Raw genomic sequence first — 15,857 nt, 5'->3', positions numbered from 1 at the left:
TCCTCTTTTCCTTCTGAACCAGACTAACTGATATAGACTCCGTCCTGATCATCCGTTTCGCTGACCAGCACTTTCACATCCTCATTGAGTGAAGTCGGCACGTTCTTGCCGACATAATCGGCGCGGATCGGCAGCTCGCGGTGTCCGCGGTCAACCAACACCGCCAGATGAATCGCCCGCGGCCGGCCGAAGTGCATGATGCCGTCCATCGCTGCGCGCACTGTGCGGCCTTTATACAAGACGTCGTCGACCAGAATCACGATTCTGTCCTGCACCGGCACGCGCAAGGCCGGCGGCTGAACCTCGCCGCGTTCTATATCGTCGCGCCACGAAGAAATATCAAGGCTGTCGCAGGGAATGTCGCATTCCTCAAACTGATCGATCATCTTTTTTAAACGTTCCGCCAGAAATTCGCCGCGGGTCTTGATGCCGACCAGCACCAGTCCTTCCACACCCTTGTTTTTTTCTACGATTTCATGCGCCATGCGTACTAACGAACGCTTCATGGAACTGGCGTCCATAATTTCCTTCATGTTTGTCTTCTCCTTTCGTCACACAATCTGGAATAAATAAAATTTAAGATACCGGGTTTCCGGCACGGTTATTAAAATGGGATGATCCGGGGCCTGATGACGGACCTCGATTTGCCGCAGCTCGACCTTTGCGTTCCGCGCGGCTTCCTGCAGCATCGTTTCAAACATTGCGTCTTCCATAAAATGCGAACATGACGCCGTTGCGAACAATCCGCCCCGCGGCAAAAGCTTCATCGCCAGCGTGTTGATCTGGCAATAGCCCTGATAGGCGCTGCGGATCGTTTTGCGGGATTTGGTAAACGCCGGCGGATCGAGAATGACATAATCAATGCCCTGCGCTTTCCACTTCGGATCCGCTAACAGATCGAACACGTCGGCCTGCACAAACTCCAGCTTCTCTTCCAATCCGTTAAGCCGCGCATTGTCTCTGGCGCTGGCTAATGCGCTGGCGGAAATATCGGCGGCGATCACCCGCGCCGCCCCAGCCTTCGCCGCATTGAGCGCAAATGATCCGGTATGCGTGCAGCAGTCCAGCACCGATCTTCCCTTCGCCAGCCGGGCCGCTGCCTGACGGTTGTATTTCTGATCGAGGAAAAATCCCGTCTTCTGCCCCTCGCCAAAATCAACCTCATAGCGGATTCCGTTTTCCACGATCTGCGTCGTCGTGCTTTCAGGATGCGGGAAGCCGGCGGCCCAGCCCGTACCTTCCCTCAGTCCTTCCTTTTTGCGCAGCGCAATATCGTTGCGCTCGTAAATTCCCGCGACTGTTTGACCGCGTTTTTCCATTTCTTCCCACAACAGGGCAAACAGCTGATCCTTGATCCGTTCGATCCCCAGCGACATGATCTGGCTGACCAGCACCGAACCAAACCGATCGACCGTCCAGCCCGGGAAGTGATCGGCTTCCCCAAAAATCAGCCGGCAGCAGCCGAAATCCTCGCCCATGACGATCCGGCGGTAATCCAGACTGTACCCGATCCGGCGGCGCCAGAACGCCTCGTCAAATCCGTCGTTGGCATTCTGCGAAACAATCCGCACGCGGATCAGCGACTGTTCATTATAAAACCCGGTTCCCAGATAAGTTCCCTTTTCATTGACGACATCGCACAGCTGCCCGTCCGCCGTTTCTTTGACTTCGACGACTTCGCCGCCGTAAACCCACGGATGACCGCTTTGCAGGCTGCGCTGCGCTTTTTTCGTCACGGTCACCGTCGGAAACTGACGTTGTTGTTTCATGATTCATCCCTCTTTTTCACAGTCTTATCTTATCTGAAAGTCAGGGAAATTACAAATATTCTTTTCCCAAATTTCCGGTTAAACCTTTGACAAGGTCACAAAAAGAGTGTAATCTGAAATGGCACCGTTTTTTATCATTTCTGCAAGCCAGACCTCTGTTTTTATTCTGATTCCAAACAAATCAGGAGAAAAGAGGGTGCCAGGGATATGAGTTATGACTTTTTCAGCATGAATACAATTAGTGAAAACGCTGTGCTTCATCACAGACTTTTTTATTGCGTCCGTGAATTATTTCGGGCGCCTGAAAATCACAGGAGGCCGCAGTTAAGCCGTTCGGCTCAGCTGCTTCACGAATTGGGCATGCCCAGCAGTCTTTCCGGTTACCGGTTCTTGGAATTCGCGATGATCACGCTCGCGGAACAGCCGCACCTGCTCAAGAACCTGGACCGCGGATTATATCCGATCATTGCCGAAAAGTTTAACAGCACCAAAGACCGGGTTGAGAAAAACATCCGCTGCACCATTGAACGAACATGGCTGCGCGGCAATGCTTCCCTGATCAGTGAGATTTTCGGGTATTCCGTCAATCCGGATCAGGGCCGACCATCCAACGCCGAGTTCCTCTGGGCCGTCTGCGATTATCTGAACCGCTGAACAGGTTCAGACGTGCCGGTTTATGCGCAACCCAAAAATCCGCCGTTGAAGCCAACGATCAACGAATCCGGGCAGCTGCCCTGGGATATTCGCGATCAAGTGCTCGACGGCGGATCTTTTTTATTTTATCGCAGCTGTTTCAAGTATGAAAATCGGCTCTTTCAAAAATAGTGTTGGTGAGAGAAAAACCGAAACAAGAAAGACGCAGATGAGTTCCAGAAATGGGACTCATTTTTAATTGAGAAAACGGCAGGGAACTAAGGTGTTAGAAATAAGTAAAATGCGGGTCTTAAATTGAATGAAAGAACGATAACCGAAAGCCAGACGCTTGATGACCTTAATCAGATTATTCGTACCTTCAATCATGCCATTGGAAAATGAGTAAGTCAAGGCGTTGATCACTGCCTCTTTCCGTTCCACTAAGGACTGAATGGCGGTATTCATGGGCTTGGAGATCAAAGGATCAGGATTCAGACAAGCTTGGAGGAAGGCGTCAGGATCTTTCCGGTTGAGCGCGGTAAGGAGACTCTGATAGAGCTCATAAGTCGCCTTGAGCTCGGGATCCAGTTCAACTAAGAAGTGGACAATGTCAATTTCGCGCATCAGAGATGGAAAGCAAACCCATTTTTTGAAGTCCTGATCATTCAGGTCATCTTCAAATTTAAGAAGGAGTTTCCAATAGCGTTTGAGCTTATTGTAATGAGGCTTACTCTGATTCATGAAATTGACGCGGGTCTTATTGAGAGCGCGGCTGAGCAGCTGAACGATGTGGAAGCGGTCAAGAATGATCTTGGCGTGAGGGAAACAGTGGTGAACGACAGAGAAGTAAGGGGAATACATATCCATACAAACGGTTTTAACGGCTTCGCGGGCTTTCCTGGAATAGCTCATGAAATAGCGGATGAGAGCGGGCATTCTGCGATCAGGAAGGATATTGAGGATCTGACCGGATTCCGCGTTAAGAAAGAGAAAAGACATTGAAGCATCAACCCCTTTGACAGAGCGAAACTCGTCAAAACAGAGATGAGGGGGAAGAAAATTCCGCTGGACTTTAAAATCCTGATAGAGCTGTTGAAGAAGGGAATTCACCGTAGCATGAGAAACAGAGTGACGGAAAGCGATATCTTTTTCAGAAGTCTTCATCTTGGCGTCGAGGGCAATGGAGAGACGAGTGTTATTGGAAATGAAACAATGAGGGAGAACGATGGAAGTCGAAGCCGTAAAAGTATGGCCGCAATGTTTACAAAGGAAGCGTTGTTTTTTGAGGCGGAGATAAGCGGGGCGGCGGGAAACGGAAGGCAGGGTGATGAGGGAGGATTTCGTACCATGTTTGATGATAGCCGAGCCGGGGTTGGAGGACCCGCAGAGAGGACAGGAAGAGGGAGGGTCATAAGAAAGCGAGCCGGAAAAGACAAGGGAGTCAACACCACGAATCGACTGAGAAGAGACACAATCCTCAGAGAAATGAAGATGAGGATCTTTTAAATTGAGAACAGATACGATAGAATGAGTAATGGACATAGTGAGATTTCCTTTCTGTAATTTGTGGTGATTTTATTGTAACGGAAATTCTTACCTATGTCTCTTTTTTTTATGCTCAAGAAAAAAAGGCGTTGGTTTCTACCAACACCAAAATTTATAGAACCTGAAAATCAGGTCTTCTTCAAGAACATCCGCTGCATGACCTGTCGTGACCGGATACGCCAATGATCTCGGATCGCTCAAGGTTAAAGCACAATACCGGCGTTACAGACCGTTTTTTTCATCAGCCTGCCCGGTCAGCGCCAACACCTGTTCCTTGAACTGGCGGCCGCGCTGTTCATAGTCGGTAAACTGATCCCAGCTGGCGCAGACTGGCGACAACAGCACAATATCGCCCTTCTTCGCCAGCTGACAGGCCTGATCAACAGCCTCCGCCATCGTTTCCACGACGATCGCATCCGGCCGCAGCGCCTTGAGCTGATCGCGGGTTTCGCCATACACGATCATCGTCGCGATCCGGTCCAGAACCGGCTTCAGACCCTCGAAGCCGGTCTTTTTATCATACCCCCCGGCAAGCAGAATCACCGGTTTGTCAAAAGCCTTCAGGGCGACCGTCGTCGCGTCGACGTTGGTCCCCTTGGAATCGTTGTAATACCGCGCGCCATTGATTTCCGCCACAAATTCGATCCGGTGCTCGACGCCCTTGAACGTGCGGATGCCTTCGCGGATCTGATCCGCGTCCACGCCCATCTTCACCGCCATCGCGGCCGCCGCCATCGCATTCTGCAAGTTATGCCGGCCCGGCAGATGCAGATCACTCAGCGCAAACAGCGGCTGATCAAACAGCCAGACCTGATCCTGCTTTACGCAGACGTCGGCCGGCTTATCCAGCGAAAACGTCACCCTGCGGCACGGCAGATCCACGCAGCGTTTGACGATTTCCGGATCGTCAAGATTGACTAAAAACCAGTCGTCGCCGGTCTGATTTTTCCAGACGAGCATCTTGGCGTCGTAATAGGCGTCCAGCGAACCGAAATAATCCAGATGATCCGGCGTCAGATTCATGCAGACCGACACCGCTGGATGGAACTTTTCCATCGCGACCAGCTGAAAGGCAGCGACCTCCAGCGCCACGTCCGTCTTCTGATCACCTTGTTGGCGCACAATTTCCGATAACGGCACGCCGATATTGCCCGCTGTCCGGGCATTGGGACGCTTGCGTTTCAGCAGTTCGCCCAGCAGCGTCGTCGTCGTGGTCTTACCATTAGTACCGGTAATGGCGGCATAGGTAAACTGATCGGTAAACCACGAAGCGACCTCGATTTCATTGACAATCCGCGCCTTTTTCTCCACGAAATACTGCACGAACGGCGCATGATAAGGAATTCCCGGATTCTTGACGATCAGATCCCAGTTTTCCATTTTCAAAAATTCCGAATGTCCGTGATCCAACACCTGAACTCCGGCTTCTTCCAGTTCGCGTTTTGCGTCGATCTGCTTCATATCGGTGATCGTGACCGCATGATGATGACTTGCCAGCAAATACGCCGCCTGCGTCCCGCTGCGGGCCGCGCCGATGATTAAAACCTTCATATTACAACACTCCAATCAGAAAGCCGGCCACTGTGCAGACCAGCTGTAAAATCCAGAACATCACAACGACCTGCGTCTCGCGCATGCCGCCTAAAACAAAGCTGTAATGAATCGGTGTGTAGCGGAACACGCGTTTGCCGCGCAGCTTCACCGACGAGATCTGGATGATGACGCACAGCGTTTCCCAGACGAACACTCCGCCGATCACCACTACGGCGATCTCCTGCTTCAGAATCATCCCGACCGCAGCCAGCGCCCCGCCCAAAGCCAGCGAGCCGGTATCGCCCATGAAGATCTTCGCCGGATGCGAATTGTATTTCAAAAAGCCCAGCAGCGAACCCATCACCGCCATGATGAACGTCGCGATCGCCAGCTTGTCCTGCTGCAGAGCGAACATCACAAACGGCGCGAAGGCCAAAAAGCTGCATCCCCCTGCCAGCCCATCCATGCCATCGGTCAGATTGACGGCGTTGGACGCGCCGGTGAACATAAAGAACACCAAAAGCATATACAGCCCGCCTAACGGAATCACCCATTCAAGAAACGGCAGGATCACATCCGTCGACGCGTTCTGGCGGTACATGAAGAAGAACAACACCGCTAAGACCAGCTGTAAAAAGAATTTGTACTGCGGCTTAAGGCCTTCGTTGTTCTGCCGGATCACGATGATATAATCGTCCAGAAAGCCGATCAGACCGTAGCCGACATACGCCAGCATCACGATCATCGCCTGCAGGTCGCGGATCGCCTCCGGCTGCAGAAGCAGCGTTACGGCTAAGGGCGTCAGCACGAACACGATGCCGCCCATCGTCGGCGTCTTCTGTTTTTGTTTGTATTCTTCTAACGAATATTCGCTGACGGTCTGGTTGTAGTTGATTTTATGTAGATAGGAGATCAGCAGCGGCATCGTCGCAAGCACGACGACCAGGCTGATTCCAAAAGCACTGACCAGTGTTAGAAACATGTTTCTGTCCTCCCCGCTTACCCGAAGTACCGCTCGATCAACGTGCGGTCGCTGGGGCAAGTCTTTGCCGTGTTCTGGATCAGGGAAGTCTCCCCGCCTTTTCCAGCGACTACTATTATATCATCAGTTTGCGCGCCGTCGAGTACAAATTTTATTGCTTCCGCCCGGTCGCGGATGATTTTCTCAGAGCCGTCGCAGCCCGCGGCAATCTGCGCCAGAATTCGATCTGGATCCTCGGTGCGCGGATTGTCGTCGCATAACACAACCTGATCGGCATAGGTGCAGGCGATCCGGCCCATCAGCGGGCGTTTATCCGCCTCCCGATCCCCGCCGCAGCCAAACACCACGCTTAAACGGGTATGCCGCCCATCCGCCACCTTACGCCAGTGCTTCAGCATCGCTTCCAGTGCGCTGGCGGTGTGCGCGTAGTCGACGACGGCCAGCACCGGCTGCTGGCATACGATTTCCATCCGGCCTTCCGGTAACGCCGCATGACGCGCGAACTCCAGCATCGCCGCCCAGGGGATATCCAGCGCGAACCCGCAGGCCAGTGCGGCTGCCAGATTCCCTTCATTAAAGATTCCGGCCAGCGGCGCTTCGACGCGGTGGCCGTTGAGATCAAACGTGATCGAATCCAGCGTTTCCGCGACCGGATGAATCCGGAAATTGACGCTGTCCCGGCCATAGGTAAACACCGGCCGGTGCAGCTGTCCCAGCCAGCGCTGCGTCACCGGGTCGTCCTGATTCAAAATCGCCGTCCCTTTCTCTTTCAATTTCTCAAACAACATGAATTTCGCCCGCTGATACGCTTTTAATGTCTTGTGATAATCCAAATGATCCTGTTTCAGATTTGTCAGCACCGCCAGATCGAACAACAGCCCGTCGACCCGGTGCATCGCCAGCGCCTGGGAGCTGACCTCCATGATCACGGTATCAATCCCCCGTCTCACCGCTTCGTCCAGCAAGCGCGTTAACGTCAGCGGATCGGGCGTCGTATTCGGACTGAAGCGAATTTCATCGCCGATCACAATCCGCCCGGTGCCGATCAGACAACAGCGCCGCCCGGCGCCGTTTAACATGTCGTAAAGCAGCTGGGTAACCGTGCTTTTGCCATTGGTGCCGGTCACGCCGATCATCGTCAGCTTCAGCGCCGGATAATCGTAATACGCCTGCAGCAGCAGCGGATAGACTGCACGCGGATCGGGATGCACGATCGTCCGTTCCCCCGGCTGATCGCTGAGCACGTACCCGCCGCGCGAGCGCACCGCGTCAGCCCATTGCCGTCCATCCGCGCGGTCGCCCCGCAGCGCGACAAACAACCCGTCCCGGCCGATTTCCTGCGCCCGGTCGCTGAGTGCGGTCAGCTCCGTCGCGTCTTCCGTTTCAATGCCAATCACCCGCAGCAGCTCATTCAGCCGACGCCGCCGGGCAGTAGAGCCAGACTGTTCCTTGTTCATCAATTTTCACCCCCGGACTCGGCAGCTGGTCAACGACGACGTCGCCCTCGCCGATCTTGACCAGCTTCAGATTTTCGTTTTTTACCTTTTTGTATTCCTTGCCGATATAATCGCCGACCTCGATGGTCACCGGATCGGTCCACAGCTTGATCTTCGCCATCTGATCGTCGGTTCGCCTGACCTCATAGAGTGTCAGCACATCTTCCAGCACGTTGCGCACGATCGGGGAAACGACGGTGCCGCCGTACTGAATGTTGGACTTTGGCGCATCCAGCGCGATATACACGACGATCTGCGGATCGTCGATTGGAGCCGCGGCGATCGTCGACAGAATGTACTCGCCGCTCAGATACGCGCCGTCCTTCGCCTTCTGGGCTGTACCGGTCTTGCCGCCGATCTTGTAGCCGTCGATATACGCCCCCTTCGCTCCGCCTAACGCCACGACGCTTTCCAGCGCATAGCGCATCTTGAAGCTGGTATCCTCGCTGATGACCTGGCGCACGGCGTTGGGCTTCACCTCGACGATCGGATCCTTGGTCGTCGGATGCAGGATCGCCTTGGTGATATACGGCTGGTACAGCGTCCCGCCGTTGACGATTGCGCAGAAGGCCGTGACCAGCTGGATCGCCGTGACGGAAATGCCCTGGCCGAAACCCGTTGTTGACTGTTCCAGCAAGCCCCAGTCGTCGGCATTGAACAGGATGCCCTTGGCCTCGCCCGGCAGATCGACGCCGGTTTTCTGACCGAAGCCGAAGGCATCAAGATATTTACTCAGATTATCGCCGCCCAGCATCTGGGCGATGTGCACAAAGCAGGGATTGGACGAATTCTGCAGGCATTGCATGTAGGTCTGCTGACCATGACCGCCGGCTTTCCACGACTTTAAGCGCGCGCCTTCGACGATTTCATAACCGCGGTCGTAATAACCGTCGTGTTCCATATCGAACAGTCCTTCCTCCAGCCCCGCGGAAAACGTCACCGTTTTAAACGTCGAACCCGGTTCATAGCTCATCCAGACCGGCAGGTTGCGGTTGTAGACGGATTCGTCGTAGTCCTGGTAATGATTGGGATCAAAGTCCGGCTTCGACACCATCGCCAGAATTTCGCCGGTGTTGGGGTTCATCGCCAGTCCCCAGGCAGAATCCGGGTTATAGCGTTCCATCGCGTTGTTCAGCTCGCGCTCCAGAATACTTTGAATCCGCGTGTCGATTGTCAGCATGACGTCCATTCCCTGGCCCGGCGCTTCATAGCGCTCGGAATAGATTTTCACCGGATGGCCCTTCGCGTCGAATGGAATTTTCATACTTCCCTTATTCGCTTTTAAAATTTCCTCATATTGCAGCTCCAGTCCGGCCAGCCCCTGATTGTCCACGCCGGTAAAGCCGAGCACCTGCGCCAGGTAGGCGCCGTTGGGATAATAGCGCAGCGAGTCCTGCACCAGATACACGCCGGTCAGATCCAGATGGTCGATCGCCTTGGCCTGTTCGTTGGAAATCAGCCGGCCGTAAGGGACGATCCGCTGAGTCGAAACCTTGCGGGTGATCTGCTTGTAGATGTTCTCTTTTTCCGTTTCCAGAATGTCCGCCAGCTGCTGGGCGGTGCTGTCGGGATCGGTGATCTGGGCCGGAACAACCATGACCGACGTCGAAGGAATATCTGTCGCCAGCACTTCGCCATTGATGTCCAGAACATTCCCGCGCAGTCCGGATACTGGGAAATCCCGCTCCCATAAATCCTGCGCTTTGGAAAACAGCGTTTCCCGATCCAGAATCTGAACGTAAGCCAGCTTGCCGATGATCAAGGCAAAAATGACCGTGCCGCCGATCACGATTTTGTTGATGCGTTTTTTTATCCGTGTGCTCAGCATCCGATCACCTCTGTTTCATCCTATGAAAAAAGACCCGCGCTCATGCGGATCTTTCTTTGTTTGTAAAGGATGAAACATCTATTCCTGCAGCACGACCTCGATCGCCGTCTGCTTGTTGACCAATGTCCCCGGCGGAATATTCTGGGAAACGACCTTGCCGTAGCCTTCGATCTTGACCGGCAGACCGCTGGCCTTCCAGAAACCGCTGACCTCCTTGCGCGTCCAGCTGTTCATATCGGGCATCGTGATCTGATAGGTGTCCGTCAGCAGGAAAACCTTCTGGCGCGTCACCACCATCTCGCCGGCCTGCGGGAACTGGTCGATGATCTCCTCGCCTCCGCCCAAGACGATCACATCGCATTCGCTGTCGGCCAGCTTGTTCTGCGCGTAGGTTAACGTGTGATTGATCAGCGACGGCATCGTGGATTCATGAATCGGTACGATTTCCGCCGACGGCGTGCTCGGCTCGCTGACGTCCTGCTGCCCGGCAAAATTGTAGGTCATCGCAACCTTGCGCAGCACCGATTTGATCGCGTCGGATTTGACGTGCGCGTTCTTATCATAATCGGCCTGGAAGGCATAATACACCAGGACCTTCGGATCCTCCGCCGGCATCGCCGCCATCAGCGAAACGATCGTCTTGCCAGTGCTGTAGCCGCCCCCGCCGACCGCCGCCAGCTGGGTGGTTCCGGTTTTGGCGATGATCGTCGTTTCCGGAATCTGATAGAACCGGGCGGTGCCGTCCTCGCGGTTGGCTGTGTCGTACATCAGCTGCTGGACCTGCCTGGAGGTTTCGACGCTGATCGGATTGCCGACAACCTGCGTCTGGCCCTGATACAGCACATTCTGATCGTCATAGGAGGAACGCACCTGGTCGATGACGTACGGCTTGACCATCGTGCCGTCGTTGAAAATCGCGGAATAGGCCTGGATCATCTGCAGCATCGTGACGGTCGAGCCCTGCCCGTAGGTCAGCGCCAGCTTGTCCGCCGGCCAGGTGAAATTCTTCACGCCGGTGCTTTCCGCAATACCGTCGGTATCGACCAGCTTGAAAAAACCGAAGCGGTCGAGATACTCCTCATAGACCGACGGTTCAATTAAATTCGTAATGATGCTCGCAGTCACGACGTTGGACGAATAGACTAAGCCCAGATCGTAAGGGATCATGCCCCAGCTTTTGCCCGAGGCGTTGCCGATGCAGCCGATCTTGCGGGAATCACCCTGGGAAACGCGGTACGGCTTCCGGTTGGCCGCCGCGTAACAGAACTTCGAGCTGTCCACCAGCACGCTGCCGTCATACGCTCCGCTGTCGATCGCTGCGGCATAGGTGAAAACCTTCATCGTCGAGCCCGGTTCATAAGGCATCTGCGATACATAATTGACGTAATCATCAATATTCATCGTGTTCGGATCAAACGACGGCGACTGGCCCCATGCCAGGATCTTGCCGGTTTCGACTTCCATGACCGAACCCCACACCTTTTCCGGGTTAAACTCGGCCTGCGTCTGCATGAACGCCGTTTCCAACGCTTCCTGAATCCCCTGATCCAGCGTTAAAATCACGTCGTTGCCATTGACGGCGCTCTTTTCTTCCATCTTCATGCCCGGCAGAATGTTGCCGTTTTTATCCGCCTGATAGCGTTTATAACCATCCTCGCCGCTCAGCGCGGCATTCATATATTGTTCGATGCCCATCCGGCCGCTGACTTCCCCGTCGTCGTCCGCCTGCGCGAAGCCGATCAGATAGGAAGCAAACGTGCCTAACGGATAGGACCGCTTTGTCGTTTGCACAAATTCAATCCCGTTGAGATCCAGCGCTTCGATCGCTTCCTTGGTTTCCCGCGGCAGATTGCGCCCTTTGCTGCCAAGCTCCACCTGTTTGGCGTTCTTGGTCAGATAGCCGTAAAGCGTCGATTCCTCCATGCCTAAAATCGGCGCCAGCGCACGCGCCGTGGCCAGCGGATCGTCGACATAAGCGATCTCGCCCTTGCGGCTCTGGCGGTTTTTATCCAGAATAGCGATGATGTTGTAGGTCACGTTGTCCTGCGCGATGATCGTTCCGTTGCGGTCTAAAATATATCCCCTTCGGGCCTGCTGAACCGTCCTGTGCACGTTGCTGGCGGAAACATAATCGGTCAGATCCGTTCCGCTGCGGGCGTGGACCTTCACGACGGCCACTAAAAAAACATTCGCCGTGACCAAAGTGCTGATCAACAGAATCGTCGCCAGGATCAGCAGGATCATGCGATTGCTTTGCCGCATGAGAATTACTCTCCAGTTTTGGCGATTGTCACAATATTCCCCTGATTTTGTGTCATGCCGTCCTCGGCCGCAATGCCGGTGACGCGGTCGCGCGTGCTCAAGCTCTGGACTTCAATCTTTAACGCGTCGTTCTCAGTCTGCAGTGCCGCGATGTCGCGGGATACGCTCTGCTGACGCGCGCTCAATGAGTTATTGTAAGTTCTTAAGAATAATGAAGAAGAAACATAACAAACTGAGGCGAAAAAAAGCAGCACTGCAGCCAATCCTTCTAACCTTAGCTTCTTCTTCTTTTTCACTAACTTAGCCATGATTCTAATCCCCTATCCTTTCTAATACGCGTAATTTCGCGGAATGTGAACGATTGTTTTCCGCAAGCTCCTCCTCGCCTGGCAAAATCGGCTTGCGGCTGACCAGACGGAAGTCCGGCTGCCGGATCTGACTTGGCAGCAAGGGAATCCGCGGGTCGATTTTTTCAACGCTGGACGCCTGACGGAAGGTTTCCTTCACGATCCTATCCTCCAGCGAATGAAAGGTGATGACGGCGATCCGGCCGCCCGGTTTGACTAACGACATCGCCGCCCGCAGGCCGGTTTCCAGCGATTCCAGTTCGCCGTTGACGGCGATCCGCAAAGCCTGAAACGTCTGCTTGGCCGGATGTCCCTTCTTATTGAGCACTTTCGCCGGCAGCGCCTTTTTGATCACGTCGACCAACTCGAAAGTCGTGTCGATCGGATGCAGGGCGCGGGCCCGCACGATCTGCCGGGCGATCGGACGGGAATAGCTTTCCTCGCCGTATTTCCACAGCAGCGCGCTCAGTTCTTTTTCATCAAGTTCGTTGACCAGATTCCAGGCCGAGCACGGCTGACTCTGATCCATGCGCATATCCAGACGGGCGTCGTAGCGGTAGCTGAATCCCCGTTCGCCGTCGTCAAACTGCGGCGAGGAAACGCCCAGATCCATGACCACACCGTCGACGCTCAGCACGCCCCGCGCGTTCAACTCCTCGCGCATCTGCGCGAAATTGGCGCGGATCAGCGTCACGCGGTCGCTGACTTCGGCTAATCGCTGAGCGGATTCCGCCAGCGCCTGTTCGTCAAGGTCGAACGCGTAGAGATGACCGGTCTGCAAGCGGCGGGCAATTTCCAGACTGTGGCCGCCGCGGCCTAATGTGCCGTCAACATAAATACCGTCAGATTGGCAGTTCAGGGCGTCGATGGACTCCTGAAGCAATACACTGTAATGTCTTGTCATATAAGAAACTCCGTGAGCTGTTCGGCAACATCCTCAAACGAAGCACTGGCTTCGTCATAGTAGTTGTCCCAGCGTTCCTTGGCCCAGATTTCCACGTGATCGGCAACCCCGACCACGACGCATTCTTTTTCAATTCCGGACTCGGTGATCAAAGCGGCGGGAAGCAGAATTCGTCCCTGGCTGTCCAGTTCGCATTCCGACGCTTTCGACGTCAGCATGTGAATGTACATCCGGGTTTCCCGCTTGGTCGAAGGCAGCCGTTTCAGCTGTTCGAACACGGCGTCCCACTGCGCCATTGTATAGGTGCGCAGACAGCCGTCCAGACCGCGGGTCACGACGAAGCGATTGCCAAGCTCATCGCGAAAGCGGGCAGGAATGATCATTCTGCCCTTGGCGTCAATGTTGTGCCGATATTCGCCCATGAACATGATCAATCACCCACAATCTACCACTTTATGCCACTTCATACCACAATTATAACACCGTCCCCGCAAATGCCAAGAATTTATTTTAATAAAACGTCATTAAGTTGTCATAATTTGTTAACCAATTTTTACCATTTGGCTTAAACACAGGCTTTTTGTCGAAATGTGTCAGAATAAATCAAGTCCTGTTTCTTAATCTAATTGAATTATTTTCAACTTATCTACAAGAATAAAAAAAGACACCGGAAACCTTTTCCGATATCTTCTTTTTGTTTTATTTGCCGTTGTAGGAACCGCAGGAGCAAACGCGATGCGGCAGCTTGTATTCTCCGCAAGCCGGGCATTTAACCAGCGTCGGAGCCGTCAGCTTGAAATGCGTTCTGCGTTTTGCCTTTCTTGTCTTCGAATTTCTTCTCTGTTGTACAGCCATGTGTCAGCACCTCCTAATCATCAAACTTGAATTCTTTCAGTTTCGCTAAACGAGGGTCAATTTCTTGTTTCTTCTGCCGGTTGTAATCTTCTTCCCTGATGACTTCCCAGCCTTCTCCCTTGGGATAGGAAATTCCGCTTTTAACAACCTTGAGCGGGACTTCGGCCAGGATCAGCTGAAAGACGACCGGGTAGAGTTCAAGTACATCCTTCTTCAGAACATGAACCTCATCTTCCTCGCACGGAAGGAAAGAGAACACTTCGTGAGAAGAAGTCTCAAACGGCACGATGACGTCTTCCAACGACACCGCGCAGGGAACCACCATATCACCCGTGACCTTGAGATCTGCCTCGAAACGCTGCCGCGACGGATCGTAATGTCCGCTGCCGGTCACCGTCACGTTTTTCAAATCCCGCAGGCGGTCACTCGCCAAACTTTCCGGATCAAACGTCACAGCCTCGTTAATTGTGAGTTCTTGATTCCCTTGATTGATCAGTTCAGTTTTAGACCATTTCACGCGCAGTTCACCCTATTTCGTTAACAGCCTTTATTATATGTAAAAACCCAGCTAAAGTCAATGATAACTTTTAAAGCTTAACACCGGGGTTTTTCGCAGGTTGGAAAACGTTGGACAGCGGAAATGAAAGCAGAAATTTACAGCTTACTGACCGACTTGTTCTCCCTGCCGCAGATCGGCGCAGCCGGGGATCTTGCGGGCTGACCAGTCAAGGATCTCCGCAACGACCTGATCCTTTTCTTTTTCGTTGAGCAGCTCATGACGCAGACTCTTGAACACCCGCATTTCGATGTCATCATAGCCGGCTTCCCGCAGCGTTGCCGCTGAGCTTTCCAGTCCCTTGCGGCCGCCGGTCACCGGATCATCCCCGCCGGCGATAAACAGAATCGGCAGCTTCGGGTTCTTGAGATTCCAGCGCATCAGATCGTGCATATCCTGAATCCCGTAAAACATATCGTCAAACGCCGAAGCGGTAAACCGGAATCCGCACAGCGGATCGGCGATGTACGCGTCGACATTGTCCGGGTTCTTGCTCAGCCAGTCTAACGGCGTGCGCGGATTGGGGATCTGCTTGTTGAAGGAGCCCTGCACCAGCTGATCGAGCAGCTTGCTGCGGTAATGATCACCCTTGAGCGCCATGATCGTCTTGGCCATAACCCGGCCGGCCGAGGCGGCCGGGTTGTAATTCGGCGCGCCGCACAGGATCAGTCCGTTCAGCAGCGCGTCGTAGCGTTTGACAAAGCTGCGGGCCATGATCGAACCCATGCTGTGACCGAACAGGATTACCGGCACATCCGGATATTCCTGCTTCACCTGAATCATCAGCTCATACAGATCGTTGACGCATTTCTGCCAACCCTTATGCTTGTTGAAATAACCCAGCTCCTCAGGACTGGCAGCGGATCCGCCATGACCGCGGTGATCGCTGGTCACCACCACAAAGCCCAGTTTAGCCAGATTCTGTGCGAATTCCGCATACCGCAGCCGGTGTTCCGCCATCCCGTGCGAAATCTGGAAGATTGCCCGCGGCTGCCCATCAGGGCGGTATATCGTTGTCGCTATTTTTTGTTTTTCATCCATTATTTTTGTTTCACCTCGGATTCCTAGTTTATTATAGCATAGCGTTTCTCCGGTTTGTGAGCATTTCACGAATGTTTATGATATCATAAGGGGCGACAGTGCAAAA

Annotated in this window: 15 protein-coding genes; 1 reads left to right on the top strand and 14 read right to left on the bottom strand. The window is 53.7% G+C overall.

What is annotated here, in order from left to right:
* Positions 1-23 precede the first annotated feature (23 nt).
* Together pyrR and BQ7364_RS07515 are read right to left on the bottom strand one after the other, a co-directional pair.
* Positions 24-533: a bifunctional pyr operon transcriptional regulator/uracil phosphoribosyltransferase PyrR gene (pyrR, locus tag BQ7364_RS07520; protein WP_072684160.1), complete on the bottom strand. Its 510-nt coding sequence runs from the start codon at positions 531-533 to the stop codon at positions 24-26.
* 18 nt (positions 534-551) lie between these two features.
* Entirely contained in the window at positions 552-1,769 is a 1,218-nt protein-coding gene (locus BQ7364_RS07515; protein WP_072684159.1) for a class I SAM-dependent rRNA methyltransferase, read from the bottom strand.
* Between the two features lie 228 nt (positions 1,770-1,997).
* Between BQ7364_RS07515 and BQ7364_RS07510 the strand changes: the two genes are divergently transcribed.
* Positions 1,998-2,423 (top strand): sporulation initiation factor Spo0A C-terminal domain-containing protein, encoded by a 426-nt coding sequence (locus BQ7364_RS07510; protein WP_159432771.1) that lies wholly within the window; start codon positions 1,998-2,000, stop codon positions 2,421-2,423.
* A gap of 234 nt (positions 2,424-2,657) precedes the next feature.
* On the opposite strand, the gene BQ7364_RS07505 is transcribed toward BQ7364_RS07510, so the two are convergent.
* The 12 genes from BQ7364_RS07505 to BQ7364_RS07450 all read right to left on the bottom strand — a co-directional run bounded on the left by BQ7364_RS07505 (position 2,658) and on the right by BQ7364_RS07450 (position 15,751).
* A complete protein-coding gene (locus tag BQ7364_RS07505; RefSeq protein ID WP_072684157.1) occupies positions 2,658-3,944 on the bottom strand; it encodes an ISL3 family transposase in 1,287 nt (428 codons plus the stop codon).
* Positions 3,945-4,169: 225 nt separating this feature from the next.
* On the bottom strand, positions 4,170-5,498 hold the full coding sequence (murD, locus tag BQ7364_RS07500) for a UDP-N-acetylmuramoyl-L-alanine--D-glutamate ligase (RefSeq protein WP_072684156.1): 1,329 nt from the start codon (positions 5,496-5,498) through the stop codon (positions 4,170-4,172).
* Position 5,499: 1 nt separating this feature from the next.
* Complete coding sequence (gene mraY, locus BQ7364_RS07495) at positions 5,500-6,462, bottom strand: phospho-N-acetylmuramoyl-pentapeptide-transferase (protein WP_072684155.1); 963 nt, start codon at positions 6,460-6,462, stop codon at positions 5,500-5,502.
* Positions 6,463-6,479: 17 nt separating this feature from the next.
* Positions 6,480-7,919, bottom strand: coding sequence for a UDP-N-acetylmuramoyl-L-alanyl-D-glutamate--2,6-diaminopimelate ligase (locus BQ7364_RS07490; RefSeq protein WP_072684154.1), 1,440 nt, complete (start codon positions 7,917-7,919; stop codon positions 6,480-6,482).
* A complete protein-coding gene (locus BQ7364_RS07485; protein WP_072684153.1) occupies positions 7,870-9,786 on the bottom strand; it encodes a penicillin-binding transpeptidase domain-containing protein in 1,917 nt (638 codons plus the stop codon). The genes BQ7364_RS07490 and BQ7364_RS07485 overlap by 50 nt, the downstream gene beginning before the upstream one ends.
* Before the next feature lie 78 nt (positions 9,787-9,864).
* A complete protein-coding gene (locus BQ7364_RS07480) occupies positions 9,865-12,048 on the bottom strand; it encodes a penicillin-binding protein (RefSeq protein ID WP_072684152.1) in 2,184 nt (727 codons plus the stop codon).
* Positions 12,049-12,053: 5 nt separating this feature from the next.
* On the bottom strand, positions 12,054-12,356 hold the full coding sequence (locus tag BQ7364_RS07475) for a hypothetical protein (protein WP_006058889.1): 303 nt from the start codon (positions 12,354-12,356) through the stop codon (positions 12,054-12,056).
* Between the two features lie 4 nt (positions 12,357-12,360).
* Positions 12,361-13,299 carry a 16S rRNA (cytosine(1402)-N(4))-methyltransferase RsmH gene (gene rsmH, locus BQ7364_RS07470; RefSeq protein ID WP_072684151.1) on the bottom strand — a complete coding sequence of 313 codons (939 nt, stop codon included), beginning with the start codon at positions 13,297-13,299 and terminating at the stop codon, positions 12,361-12,363.
* Positions 13,296-13,727 carry a division/cell wall cluster transcriptional repressor MraZ gene (mraZ, locus tag BQ7364_RS07465; protein ID WP_072684150.1) on the bottom strand — a complete coding sequence of 144 codons (432 nt, stop codon included), beginning with the start codon at positions 13,725-13,727 and terminating at the stop codon, positions 13,296-13,298. Before mraZ ends, rsmH begins: the two co-directional genes overlap by 4 nt.
* Before the next feature lie 271 nt (positions 13,728-13,998).
* Positions 13,999-14,154, bottom strand: a complete 156-nt coding sequence (gene rpmF / locus BQ7364_RS07460) for a 50S ribosomal protein L32 (RefSeq protein ID WP_006058885.1) — start codon at positions 14,152-14,154, stop codon at positions 13,999-14,001.
* A gap of 13 nt (positions 14,155-14,167) precedes the next feature.
* Positions 14,168-14,671 carry a YceD family protein gene (locus tag BQ7364_RS07455; RefSeq protein ID WP_072684149.1) on the bottom strand — a complete coding sequence of 168 codons (504 nt, stop codon included), beginning with the start codon at positions 14,669-14,671 and terminating at the stop codon, positions 14,168-14,170.
* 144 nt (positions 14,672-14,815) lie between these two features.
* Positions 14,816-15,751, bottom strand: a complete 936-nt coding sequence (locus tag BQ7364_RS07450) for an alpha/beta hydrolase (RefSeq protein WP_072684148.1) — start codon at positions 15,749-15,751, stop codon at positions 14,816-14,818.
* Positions 15,752-15,857 lie beyond the last annotated feature (106 nt).

The sequence above is a fragment of the Holdemania sp. Marseille-P2844 genome (assembly GCF_900120005.1).
Classification (GTDB): Bacteria; Bacillota_I; Bacilli_A; order Erysipelotrichales; family Erysipelotrichaceae; genus Holdemania.
This window is presented reverse-complemented; position numbering and strand designations above follow the sequence as displayed.

Coding starts and splice junctions, on each gene's coding strand:
- BQ7364_RS07475 (WP_006058889.1), bottom strand. CDS start 12,356: ATGGCTAAGTTAGTGAAAAAGAAGAAGAAGCTAAGGTTAGAAGGATTG.
- BQ7364_RS07485 (WP_072684153.1), bottom strand. CDS start 9,786: ATGCTGAGCACACGGATAAAAAAACGCATCAACAAAATCGTGATCGGC.
- BQ7364_RS07510 (WP_159432771.1), top strand. CDS start 1,998: ATGAATACAATTAGTGAAAACGCTGTGCTTCATCACAGACTTTTTTAT.
- mraY (WP_072684155.1), bottom strand. CDS start 6,462: ATGTTTCTAACACTGGTCAGTGCTTTTGGAATCAGCCTGGTCGTCGTG.
- BQ7364_RS07515 (WP_072684159.1), bottom strand. CDS start 1,769: ATGAAACAACAACGTCAGTTTCCGACGGTGACCGTGACGAAAAAAGCG.
- rsmH (WP_072684151.1), bottom strand. CDS start 13,299: ATGACAAGACATTACAGTGTATTGCTTCAGGAGTCCATCGACGCCCTG.
- murD (WP_072684156.1), bottom strand. CDS start 5,498: ATGAAGGTTTTAATCATCGGCGCGGCCCGCAGCGGGACGCAGGCGGCG.
- rpmF (WP_006058885.1), bottom strand. CDS start 14,154: ATGGCTGTACAACAGAGAAGAAATTCGAAGACAAGAAAGGCAAAACGC.
- pyrR (WP_072684160.1), bottom strand. CDS start 533: ATGAAGGAAATTATGGACGCCAGTTCCATGAAGCGTTCGTTAGTACGC.
- BQ7364_RS07480 (WP_072684152.1), bottom strand. CDS start 12,048: ATGCGGCAAAGCAATCGCATGATCCTGCTGATCCTGGCGACGATTCTG.
- mraZ (WP_072684150.1), bottom strand. CDS start 13,727: ATGTTCATGGGCGAATATCGGCACAACATTGACGCCAAGGGCAGAATG.
- BQ7364_RS07505 (WP_072684157.1), bottom strand. CDS start 3,944: ATGTCCATTACTCATTCTATCGTATCTGTTCTCAATTTAAAAGATCCT.
- BQ7364_RS07490 (WP_072684154.1), bottom strand. CDS start 7,919: ATGAACAAGGAACAGTCTGGCTCTACTGCCCGGCGGCGTCGGCTGAAT.
- BQ7364_RS07450 (WP_072684148.1), bottom strand. CDS start 15,751: ATGGATGAAAAACAAAAAATAGCGACAACGATATACCGCCCTGATGGG.